This window comes from Pacificibacter sp. (assembly GCF_039769035.1).
GTDB lineage: Bacteria > Pseudomonadota > Alphaproteobacteria > Rhodobacterales > Rhodobacteraceae > Celeribacter.
Genome location: NZ_JBDMZG010000034.1, coordinates 1 through 10,832, shown reverse-complemented (window position 1 = coordinate 10,832; position 10,832 = coordinate 1). Strand labels below are relative to the sequence as shown.

Genomic DNA, 10,832 nt, shown 5'->3' with positions numbered 1-10,832 from the left:
GCCGAAGCTGCCGTGGTTGGTTTCCCACATGAAATCAAAGGCCAAGGCATCTACGCCTATGTCACCTTGATGAATGACCAAGAGCCGTCTGATGCGTTGAAAAAGGAATTGGAAACATGGGTCCGCACAGAAATCGGCCCTATTGCCAAGCCTGACTTCATCCAATGGGCCCCCGGCTTGCCGAAAACCAGATCCGGCAAAATCATGCGCCGCATTCTGCGCAAGATCGCTGAAAACGACACGGGATCTTTGGGCGACACATCAACCCTAGCCGACCCCGCAGTGGTCGACGATCTGGTCGCCAACTCGATCTACAACGCTTGATTTCATAAGGCGTGATGCGAAAGTTATAAAGGCCGCCGTTATGGGCGGCCTTTGATCTTTAAAGTGACCCCGTTTTTCTAAATTTAGCTCTCGTTAACCAAACCTTTGCCTTTGCACGACACTGCTAAAGACATGGATATTGGCGCGATCACTTCACAAAAAGACTGGGACAGACTGACGGACCAGTTCCAAGCCCCTTTGCAACAAAGGTGGCTTTACGGTGCCGCCGCCGAACGCCTTGGCCGGACGACACGTCGCATCGCGATCTATGACGACACCGCCTGCATCGCGACAGCACAGACCGTCAGTCGTAAAATCGCCGGCGTTGAGGTTGCCCTCGCAACGCGTGGACCGTTAATAGTTGAAGCCTGTGATCGTCAACGGGCTTTAAAACGCATCAAGCGCGCCCTGCCCGCGCGCACCATCACGGTAATGACCCCTGCCGAAAAGCTTCGCAGGATAAAACTGTCCCAAACGCCAACGCTGTGCATGCTTGACCTATCGGTCTCACCTGAGGATTTGCGCGCCAATCTTCATGCCAAGTGGCGTAACGGATTGAAGAAAGCCGAACAAACGCGTCTCAAAGTCGTGAAAATCACCGCTACCCCTGAGGCGCTGATGCCCTTGCTGCGAGCCGAAAAAGAACGACAATCCAAGGCGACCTATCGCGCGCTGCCGCCAGAGTTCGCCCTCGCCCTGCAAAACGTCGCGCCGCGATCCTTGCGACTGTTTGCAGCTTCAGACGCGCAAATGTTGTTCATCAAACATGGCAATACTGCGACTTATTACATGGGCCACACGGGCCCGAATGGACGGGCACAAAACGCGCACAACCTCATTTTGTGGAGCGCCATGTTGGCCCTTAAAAAGGAAGGCGTCACACGGCTGGACTTGGGCACGATCGATCAAAAGCGTGCCCCTGATTTGGCGCGTTTCAAACTGCGCACAGGAGCATTCGCGTTTCAAAGTGGTGCTGCGTGCTTTCTGTAACTTATTAACCTACCAATGAAAAAGGCCCCGCATTCACATGCGAGGCCCAAACACTAAAGCAAAAAAGCTTACTTCATCATCGCCATATCGGTGATGTCAGAGGTGTACGCGCCCTCAGGGGCTTTCGTGATCACAGGATCAGACCCGCCAGACAACAAAGACGCAACGGTACGGTCGTAGTCAGCCATTTCAAGCGCGCCAGTGGAGCCCTCGATCAGTTTGGCCACTTCGCCCATCATACGGATCTGGTGCTTCTCGGTTTGCGCACCTGTTTCATCGTACTCAAGCACGATCTCTGCAGCTTCTTCTGGGTTCTCAGCAGCCCAAGTCCAACCCGCCATAGAGGCTTTCACGAAACGCGCCATTTTGTCTTTGAACGCATCGTCTGTCAGGCTGTCTTCCAACACGTAGAGACCATCTTCCAAAGTCGCAACACCTTGATCTTCATACTTAAATGTCACGAGCTCATCAGGGGAAATGCCAGCATCCACAACCTGCCAGTACTCGTTGTAGGTCATGGTCGAAATACAAGCGGCTTGTTTTTGCAGCAGTGGATCAACGTTGAAACCTTGTTTGAGAACCGTCACGCCGCCCTCAGATCCATCCGTCGCGATGCCAAGTTTGCCCATCCAGCTCAAGAACGGATATTCGTTGCCATAGAACCAAACACCCAAAGTGTTGCCCGCGAAATCAGTCGGCGCTGTGATGCCGCTTTCTTTGAGACAGGTCAGCATCATGCCGGACGACTTGAAAGGTTGCGCGATGTTCACCACAGGCGCGCCGTTTTCGCGTGCGGCCAAAGCGGATGGCATCCAATCGACCATCACGTCAGCACCACCGCCAAGCAGCACTTGCACAGGGGCCACATCTGGTCCACCTGGCTTAATTGTGACGTTCAAATCTTCGGCTTCATACAGACCTTTTTCAAGCGCCACATAGTAGCCCGCGAATTGCGCTTGGGTGACCCACTTCAATTGCAGCGTCACATCATCGGCCGCAAATGCACCCGTTGCCATCGCTGCCAGCGCTGTTGCGCTCATCAGTAGATTTTTCATAATACAACCTCCAAGTTGTTGACCTGCCGAGGTTTTCCTCGTGCAGCTTTTATACGGTTACCCGCGTTGTGAGGGATGCCAAAAGGTCACCCTCTTTTCGATTAATGCCACAAGCCCATACAAAGCCGTGCCCGTGAGCGCCGATATCGTGATTTCAGCCCAAACCATATCCGTTGCCAAGCGCCCCATCTCTGTGGTGATGCGAAACCCCATGCCACGGATCGGAGAGCCAAAATATTCAGCAACAATCGCCCCAATCAGCGCCAAAGTTGTCGCAATTTTGAGACCGTTGAACACGAAAGGCAGCGCGGCTGGGATGCGCAGTTTAAACAGCGTCGTCACATGCCCCGCTGCATAGGTCCGCATCAAATCACGTTGCATGTTGTCCGTGGCAGACAGCCCGCCAAGCGTGTTTACCAACATCGGGAAAAACACCATGATCGCGACGACTGCCGCTTTGGAATGCCAATCAAAACCAAACCACATGACCATAATCGGCGCCAATCCGACAATTGGCAAGGCCGCGAAAAAGTTCGCCACAGGCATGAGCCCGCGTTTAAGAAACTCAAAACGATCAATCACCAACGCCAGTGCAATTCCCGCAAAACTGCCCATCCAAAGCCCATTCAGTGCGCCCTTGATAACCGTTTGCACCCAGTCCCCCCACAAGATCGGCAAAGATCCAGCGATAGCTGCACCAATCATTGACGGCGCAGGCAAAAGTGCGGGTGAAATATCGAACAGACGCACCACGATTTCCCACACAAGCAAGACCAAAAGCCCAAACCCAACGGGGTACGCGATACGTTCAAATTGCGTGTCAGAACGGGTCATGCTGGTTGCTCCCCCATGGCGCGGCGCAGGATTTTTTCAATCGCGCCAACGGTGAAAATCAAAATACCAGCCAAGATCGCAGCCGCAAACAAGGCGGCCCACATGATCATCGGCTCGCCAAATTGCGACCCAATCAAAATCCGCGCGCCAAGGCCTGAGATGGCACTGGTGGACAATTCGCCCACCACAGCGCCGACAAACGCGGCGGCGACACTGACTTTCAACGAGGCAAAAAAGTAAGGCATGGAGGACGGCACACGCAGTTTCCAAAACACTTCAGAGGTCTTCGCGCCATAGGTCTTGAGCAAATCAAGTTGCATATGATCGGGGCTGGTCAGCCCTTTGACCATGCTCACCATTACAGGAAAAAAGCTCAGATAAGCGGCGATCATCGCTTTGGGCACCAACAGTGACCCTGCCCCAATGGCATTGGTCAACACCACAATGATAGGAGCGAGCGCCACAATCGGGATGGTCTGCGAAATGATCGCCCATGGCATCAAACTGAGCCGCCCAACACGGCTGAGGACAATGATGGCCGCCAATGACACACCAACAACAATCCCCAAGGCAAAGCCCCAAAGCGTTGTTTTTAAAGTGATTGTGCCTTGATAGATCATTGAACGCTTCGACGTGATCTTTTTCTCGACCGTGGTTTTCCACAGCTCACGCGCCACTTGATGCGGCACAGGCAACAGCGGACGATCTTGTTGCATCGTGTCTACGACAACCTCGGAAAAGCTCGGATTTGTGCCCGCGCGCGCAGCTTGATCGTAAGTCCACGTCGAGTTCATTTTAATCGCAGCAGCGTACCACACCACCATCAAAACACTGATGACGACCAAGACTGGCACAACAGACTGTGTCCATGATGTGGCTGCGCCCTTACTCATTCTTCATGCCCCGCCCGCAAACCGTCACGTACGCGATGCGCAATTTCGATAAACTCAGGGCTATCGCGAATATCAAGGGGCCGTTCTTTGGGCAAAGGACTGTCGATAATATCGGTGATCCGCCCCGGACGCGGTGACATGACCACGATCTTGGTGCTCAGATAAACGGCCTCGGGGATGGAGTGCGTCACGAAGGCGATGGTCTTTTCTGTACGCGCCCAGAGCTTTAAAACCTGTTCGTTCAAATGGTCACGGACAATTTCATCCAGCGCCCCGAAAGGTTCGTCCATCAACAAGATATCCGCATCAAACGCCAGCGCCCGCGCAATCGATGCACGCTGCTGCATACCGCCGGACAACTGCCATGGGTACTTTTTCTCAAAGCCTTCAAGGTCCACAAGCTCAAGCACTTTGCGAACACGCTCAACCTGTTCGGCCTTGGAAAACCCCATAATTTCAAGGGGAAGCTTCACATTCCCACCAATCGTGCGCCACGGGTACAATCCGGCGGCTTGAAACACATAGCCGTAAGAGCGCGCCTTGCGGGCGTCCTCAGGCGACAATCCGTTCACCGTCAAAGTGCCCCCTGTCGGGGTCTCAAGCCCAGCAATACAGCGCAATAACGTCGTCTTGCCGCAACCAGACGGACCGATGAAGGAAACAAAGTCGCCTTTGTTGATCTCAAGATTCACATCTTTGAGCGCATGGACCGGGCCATCGTTGGTTTGAAATGTGAGGTCCACATTGGACACATCGATCACTGGCGAAGTCATAGTTGGTCTTTCTGGCCTGGCTTTGTGCGAGGTCCATTTTTGTCCCTGTCGCGAGGGGGCCGCGTTCGGCCCCCACCCAATTTAAACGCCTGTCGCTGGAATACCTGTGCGCTCCACAGGGCGTGGCGCGGTGAGGTCTTTCCATTTCGACAAAGCCGTGTTCACGGTGGCATTGGCATCACGGGCCACAAATTCACCGTGGCCCTCTTTCGCTTTCAACTCGCCGTTGTCTACTGCCACATATCCACGGGTCAAAACGTAGCGCGGCAGGCCGGTGACTTCGATGCCTTCAAAGACATTGTAATCAATGGCAGAGGCTTGCGCGTCGGCGGAAATGGTTTTGCTGATTTTTGGATCCCAAACGATGAGATCGGCATCAGAGCCCACCAAAACAGCGCCTTTTTGCGGGTAACAGTTGAGTATTTTCGCGATATTGGTCGAGGTCACCGCCACGAATTCATTCATAGTGATGCGACCTGTGTTGACCCCCTTGGTCCACAAAACAGGCAAGCGATCTTCCAAACCGCCTGTGCCATTGGGGATCTTGGAAAAGTCGCCAACGCCAAAGCGTTTTTGTTCGGTGGTAAAGGCGCAGTGATCCGTCGCCACACAAGACAACGTGCCAGAGGCCAGACCGGCCCAGAGGCTGTCTTGGTGCTGTTTGTTGCGGAACGGCGGCGACATCACGCGGCGCGCGGCGTGGTCCCAATCCTCATTGAAGTATTCAGATTCATCCAAAACAAGATGCTGCACCAAAGGCTCGCCCCAAACGCGTTTGCCCTGCATTTTCGCACGGCGAATGGCCTCATGCGCTTCTTCGCAAGAGGTGTGCACCACATACAAAGGCGCGCCTGCCATATCGGCGATCATGATGGCGCGGTTTGTCGCCTCGCCCTCTACTTGCGTGGGCCGAGAGTACGCGTGCGCCTCTGGGCCTGTGTTGCCTTGTTCCAACAATTGCGCTGTCAGCTCGGCAATCACATCACCGTTTTCCGCGTGCACCAATGGCGTGGCGCCCAGTTCAGCACAGCGCTTGAACGAGCTGTACAGTTCGTCATCATTCACCATCAACGCGCCTTTATAGGCGAGGAAGTGTTTGAATGTATTGATGCCTTTTTCTTCGGTGATGAGTTTCATCTCATCGAACACCTGTTCGCCCCACCATGTGATCGCCATGTGGAAGGAATAATCACAGGCGGCTTGCGACGATTTATTGTCCCAAACTTTCAAGGCATCCAGCAGGCTTTCCCCCGGCGCAGGCAGGCAGAAATCCACGACCATCGTGGTGCCCCCCGCCAGAGCGGCACGCGTGCCAGAGGCGAAATCATCGGACGAATAGGTGCCCATAAACGGCATCTCAAGATGCGTATGCGGGTCGATCCCACCCGGCATGATATAGCACCCCGCGGCGTCAATCACCTCATCACCAGACAGGTCTGGCCCGATTTCAATGATCTTGCCGCCCTCGATTTTCACATCGGCTTCATAGGTCAGATCGGCTGTGACGATTGTGCCGTTTTTGATCACTTTGGTCATAGTTTGGCTTCCTTCTTCAATCAGCAGAGGGCGCTAAGCGCGTTCCCATTTGAGATAGCTTTTCTTAATCTTGTTCAATTCACCACCAAGTGCAGCGGCATTAAGGGGGTTGCACAATGTCGTAATTGCCAGCCCAAATTGTACCGGTTGGCTTTCGAGACGCACAATTATGTTTGAACTATTGAGACCCGACACAGAGATTCTGATGAAGTCCCTTTCGAAAGCAGCAACTGAACGACAGTTTGTCTGTTTGTATGAGGGCCATTGCGTCTTTTTGCGAATTCGAATGTCTTCCGTGTAGGGGCGAATTTCACTTGCCATAAATCGCTCCTTTACGACCTCTCCCAATTCGATATCGGTGCGGCCTTCATAGGTAGCTGTCTCGCCATCCAATTCGAAGATTACACCTTTCCCGAATAATGTGGCCACAACATGAAATGGCTTTTCTCGATGCATAAAGACCGTGCAATTTCGGCACAGTCCACCGGACTTTAAACGCTCTGCCGGTGTTTTGATTTTATTTTTCAGCAAGGCAAACATGTTCTAGCGCACCACCTCCGCTGTCGCCAACACCGCATGCAGCAAGACATCCGTACCAGCGGCGGCCCATTCGGGGCTGATCTCTTCGGCCTCGTTGTGGGACAACCCGTCCACACAAGGGCACATGATCATCGAGGTTGGGTATAAGTCATTGATCCAACAGGCATCATGCCCCGCGCCGGAAACGATATCCATGTGGGAATACCCCAGCGTTTCTGCTGCATTACGCACCGCGGTCACGCAGGCCTCGTCAAAGGCAGGCGGATTAAACTGGCCGACGATTTCGGTTTCCAAAGAGACCTCGATCTCTTCGCAAAGCTTTGGCGCTTTTTCGTAGAATTCTTCCAGCATCGCATCGATCACGTCTTGCAAATGCGAGCGGAAATCGACGGTGAAGACCACTTTTCCGGGGATGATGTTGCGTGAATTTGGGTAGACGTCGACATGGCCGATAGCGCCGACAGAATTGGGCTGATGCTTCATCGCGATTTCATGCACCAGCTCGGTGATGCGCGCCAAACCGCGCCCAGCGTTTTTGCGCATCGGCATCGGGGTGGAGCCCGTGTGGCTTTCTTTGCCGGTCACCGTACATTCGATCCAGCGCAAACCCTGACCGTGGGTGACGACGCCGATGTCTTTGTGTTCGGCTTCCAGAATGGGGCCTTGTTCGATGTGCAGCTCAAACATGGCGTGCATTTTGCGCGCGCCCACAGCCTCTGAGCCGACCCAGCCAATGCGTTTCAGCTCATCGCCAAATTTCAGTCCTTCGGCGTCGACACGGTCATAAGCCCAGTCCTGCGTGTGCTTGCCCGCGAAAACGCCAGAGGCCAGCATGGCAGGGGCAAACCGCGTGCCCTCTTCATTGGTCCAGTTGGCGATCACGATGGGATGTTTGGTCTTGATGCCCAGATCATTCATCGTGCGCACAGCTTCCAAACCACCAAGCACGCCAAGAACGCCATCATATTTGCCACCTGTGGGCTGGGTGTCCAAATGCGAGCCCATGTAAACGGGCAAAGCGTCAGGGTCTTCCCCCGCCCGCGTCGCAAACATATTGCCCATGGTGTCAACGCCCATGGTCATACCCGCGGCCTCGCACCACGCTTGAAACAACGCGCGCCCTTCGGCGTCTTCATCGGTCAGCGTTTGGCGATTGTTACCACCCGCAATACCTGGACCGATTTTCGCCATATCCATCAGACTGTCCCAAAGACGCGTCCCATCGATCCGCATATTTGATTTATCTACTGAATTGCTCATATCGGTCACTCCAAATTTGGGTCGTGCATTGCCGAACCCACTGCGGCGTTTTTGTTCTCGACGGGCATGCAAATCGCCCTACCTGAATGTCACACAGACAAAGGAGAACATCGTGTTTAAAGGCTTAACAACCTCACTTGCTATCATCACTGGGCTTATGGTCGCAGCGCCCGCGCTGTTGGTCATGATGTTTGAGTAACCCCCGAAGGGATCACTCTAAGGTTTTGAGCACATCGGCCAGCGTCCCGATCAGGGTGTCGATGTGTTCCTTTTCAATAATCAAAGGCGGTGACAATGCAATGATATCTCCGGTGGTACGCACAAGCACACCTTTCTCGTAGCATTTCAAAAAGGCGTTAAACGCACGTTTTGTTGGCTCTCCTGCAATTGGCGCAAGTTCGATAGCGCCGATAAGACCCATGGTGCGGATATCCGTCACATGAGGCAGACCCTTTAGGCTGTGAAGCGCATCTTCCCAATATGTTGCAAGGCTATCCGCGCGTTCAAAAAGCCCCTCTTCTGCATAGGTCTCAAGCGTGGCAATGCCCGCCGCCGCCGCAACTGGATTACCGGAATAGGTATACCCATGGAACAGCTCAATCATATGCTCGGGACCTTGCATAAAGGTGTCGTGGATCTCAGCCGTTGCCAACACAGCCCCCATCGGAATAATACCGTTGGTCAAGCCTTTGGCGCAGGTGATGAGATCCGGCATGACACCGTAATGTTCAGCCGCAAAGCTTGACCCTAAGCGTCCAAATCCAGTTATAACCTCATCAAATATAAGTAAAATTCCATGATTCGTACAGATTTCACGCAATCTCTGTAAATACCCTTTCGGCGGCAAAAGCACACCTGTCGAGCCAGCCATAGGTTCCACAATCACAGCTGCAATAGTCTCTGCGCCATGCAGCGCGACAATGCGCTCAAGTTCTTCTGCCAAATAAGCGCCATGTTCTGGCTGGCCTTTGGTAAAGGCATTTTTTTCCGGCAAATGCGTGTGCGGTAAATGGTCAACACCTGCCAAAAGCGTGCCAAACATTTTGCGATTTGTGACAATACCTCCGACCGAAATACCGCCAAAGTTCACACCGTGATAGCCTCGTTCTCGACCAATCAACCGTGTGCGTTCGCCATGCCCTTTTGCACGATGATACGCCAACGCGATCTTGAGCGCTGTTTCAACGGCCTCTGACCCCGAGTTGGTGAAAAATGCATGTTCAAAAGGCTCAGGCGCCATATTGACAAGCTTGGTCGCCAATTCAAACGCCTTTGGGTGGCCCATTTGAAACGCTGGCGCGTAATCCAATTGCGCCGCTTGCTTTTGAATCGCTTCGACAATCTTAGGTCGGTTATGCCCCGCATTACAGCACCAAAGCCCAGCAGTGCCATCCAGCACCTGCCGCCCGTCTGAGGTCGTATAATGCATACGGTCCGCCGAAACGAACATCCTCGGCTGTTTTTTAAACTGACGATTTGATGTAAACGGCATCCAAAATGCCGACAAATCGTTTGGGCGTGCCTCACCATCCATAGCCATACTTTACCTCATATATGTCCATCATATCGCGCATCGGCGCGACGCGACCATATCGCTTAAGTGCCGACAATCAAGCGATTGCCGCAACGCACTTTGACCAAATGGTCAAGACTACGTTAGCAGCGCCTCCAAGTGGGTCAAGGACCGACACAACACAAGCAGAGGGTCTTCTTGAATTTTCGGCCATTTTGAGGCAAATAATTCTTAAGAATGGCGTTTTTTTCATCAACAGGTTACCTGTTGTTTAGGCAAAATGCACAAAGAGGGAATCGACTGTCCATGCCAGGGAAGACGCCAAGAACACGAATCCAAAAAAAGAACCATGAAACCATTCTCGAGGCGGCTCTGAATGTGTTTTCACAGTACGGATTTCGCGGCGCGACCTTGGACCAAATCGCCCTAGAATCAGGCCTGTCGAAACCGAACCTTCTGTATTATTTTCCGTCCAAAGTCGCGATCCACCGCGCGCTGCTGGACCGCTTGATGGCCAACTGGCTTGCCCCTTTGCGCAAACTTGATGAACAAGGTGACCCGATTGAGGAAATCGTTGATTATGCCCTGCGCAAACTTGATATGGCCCGTGAATTTCCCCGTGAAAGCCGCTTGTTTGCCAATGAAATTGTGCAAGGCGCGCCAAACATTTCAGACAAGATCGAAGGCGAATTGAAAACACTGGTCGATGAAAAGACGCAAGTAATAAAAGGATGGTCAGACGCAGGGCGCGTCGCGGAAATTGAGCCCTATCATCTTATTTTTTCGATTTGGGCCACGACACAACATTACGCCGATTTCGACGCGCAAATTCGTGGCATTATTCAAACGGATGGCGAAGCACATTTTGACGACGCAAAGGTCTTTTTGGACCGCCTATATCGCCAAATGCTAAGTACAAGCACGCCACAATAGCTCGACATTCTTTGGACAAACACTGCTGCACCGCTGCTAATGCGTCTTTAGACTGTCGCTGTTAACGCTTTGGCAAGAGTAGGACTCTATTAAGATATCCGTGGGGGCTCCAACCTTTGGAGTTCAGTATGTCCGATCTATTTGGCGTGCAAAGTTTTAGAAATGGGGGAGACGTGTCATC

Annotated in this window: 10 protein-coding genes and 1 pseudogene; 3 read left to right on the top strand and 8 right to left on the bottom strand. The window is 53.0% G+C overall.

What is annotated here, in order from left to right; genetic code table 11:
- Both ABF287_RS03610 and ABF287_RS03605 read left to right on the top strand, forming a co-directional pair.
- Positions 1-324 (top strand): annotated as a pseudogene (locus ABF287_RS03610) (acetyl-coenzyme A synthetase); the annotation flags it as partial.
- 132 nt (positions 325-456) lie between these two features.
- Positions 457-1,314 carry a GNAT family N-acetyltransferase gene (locus tag ABF287_RS03605; protein ID WP_347183657.1) on the top strand — a complete coding sequence of 286 codons (858 nt, stop codon included), beginning with the start codon at positions 457-459 and terminating at the stop codon, positions 1,312-1,314.
- Between the two features lie 68 nt (positions 1,315-1,382).
- On the opposite strand, the gene ABF287_RS03600 is transcribed toward ABF287_RS03605, so the two are convergent.
- The 8 genes from ABF287_RS03600 to ABF287_RS03565 form a co-directional block, all read right to left on the bottom strand.
- Positions 1,383-2,369, bottom strand: coding sequence for an ABC transporter substrate-binding protein (locus tag ABF287_RS03600; protein ID WP_347183656.1), 987 nt, complete (start codon positions 2,367-2,369; stop codon positions 1,383-1,385).
- Between the two features lie 57 nt (positions 2,370-2,426).
- Positions 2,427-3,203 carry an ABC transporter permease gene (locus ABF287_RS03595; RefSeq protein ID WP_347183655.1) on the bottom strand — a complete coding sequence of 259 codons (777 nt, stop codon included), beginning with the start codon at positions 3,201-3,203 and terminating at the stop codon, positions 2,427-2,429.
- Entirely contained in the window at positions 3,200-4,096 is an 897-nt protein-coding gene (locus tag ABF287_RS03590) for an ABC transporter permease subunit (protein ID WP_347183654.1), read from the bottom strand. Before ABF287_RS03590 ends, ABF287_RS03595 begins: the two co-directional genes overlap by 4 nt.
- Positions 4,093-4,869 (bottom strand): ABC transporter ATP-binding protein, encoded by a 777-nt coding sequence (locus ABF287_RS03585; protein ID WP_347183653.1) that lies wholly within the window; start codon positions 4,867-4,869, stop codon positions 4,093-4,095. Before ABF287_RS03585 ends, ABF287_RS03590 begins: the two co-directional genes overlap by 4 nt.
- A gap of 81 nt (positions 4,870-4,950) precedes the next feature.
- Positions 4,951-6,405, bottom strand: a complete 1,455-nt coding sequence (gene hydA, locus ABF287_RS03580) for a dihydropyrimidinase (RefSeq protein WP_347183652.1) — start codon at positions 6,403-6,405, stop codon at positions 4,951-4,953.
- 33 nt (positions 6,406-6,438) lie between these two features.
- Positions 6,439-6,945 (bottom strand): hypothetical protein, encoded by a 507-nt coding sequence (locus tag ABF287_RS03575; RefSeq protein ID WP_347183651.1) that lies wholly within the window; start codon positions 6,943-6,945, stop codon positions 6,439-6,441.
- A gap of 3 nt (positions 6,946-6,948) precedes the next feature.
- On the bottom strand, positions 6,949-8,205 hold the full coding sequence (locus ABF287_RS03570; protein WP_347183650.1) for a Zn-dependent hydrolase: 1,257 nt from the start codon (positions 8,203-8,205) through the stop codon (positions 6,949-6,951).
- Positions 8,206-8,416: 211 nt separating this feature from the next.
- Complete coding sequence (locus tag ABF287_RS03565; protein WP_347183649.1) at positions 8,417-9,745, bottom strand: aspartate aminotransferase family protein; 1,329 nt, start codon at positions 9,743-9,745, stop codon at positions 8,417-8,419.
- Between the two features lie 279 nt (positions 9,746-10,024).
- Here ABF287_RS03565 and ABF287_RS03560 point away from each other — a divergent pair, with 279 nt between their 5' ends.
- Positions 10,025-10,651, top strand: coding sequence for a TetR family transcriptional regulator C-terminal domain-containing protein (locus tag ABF287_RS03560; protein ID WP_347183648.1), 627 nt, complete (start codon positions 10,025-10,027; stop codon positions 10,649-10,651).
- The last annotated feature ends 181 nt before the right edge of the window (positions 10,652-10,832 follow it).

Bases quoted from the DNA above. Each gene is read 5' to 3' on its own strand.
- ABF287_RS03605 (WP_347183657.1), top strand. From the start codon at position 457: ATGGATATTGGCGCGATCACTTCACAAAAAGACTGGGACAGACTGACG.
- ABF287_RS03600 (WP_347183656.1), bottom strand. From the start codon at position 2,369: ATGAAAAATCTACTGATGAGCGCAACAGCGCTGGCAGCGATGGCAACG.
- ABF287_RS03595 (WP_347183655.1), bottom strand. From the start codon at position 3,203: ATGACCCGTTCTGACACGCAATTTGAACGTATCGCGTACCCCGTTGGG.
- ABF287_RS03590 (WP_347183654.1), bottom strand. From the start codon at position 4,096: ATGAGTAAGGGCGCAGCCACATCATGGACACAGTCTGTTGTGCCAGTC.
- ABF287_RS03585 (WP_347183653.1), bottom strand. From the start codon at position 4,869: ATGACTTCGCCAGTGATCGATGTGTCCAATGTGGACCTCACATTTCAA.
- hydA (WP_347183652.1), bottom strand. From the start codon at position 6,405: ATGACCAAAGTGATCAAAAACGGCACAATCGTCACAGCCGATCTGACC.
- ABF287_RS03575 (WP_347183651.1), bottom strand. From the start codon at position 6,945: ATGTTTGCCTTGCTGAAAAATAAAATCAAAACACCGGCAGAGCGTTTA.
- ABF287_RS03570 (WP_347183650.1), bottom strand. From the start codon at position 8,205: ATGAGCAATTCAGTAGATAAATCAAATATGCGGATCGATGGGACGCGT.
- ABF287_RS03565 (WP_347183649.1), bottom strand. From the start codon at position 9,745: ATGGCTATGGATGGTGAGGCACGCCCAAACGATTTGTCGGCATTTTGG.
- ABF287_RS03560 (WP_347183648.1), top strand. From the start codon at position 10,025: ATGCCAGGGAAGACGCCAAGAACACGAATCCAAAAAAAGAACCATGAA.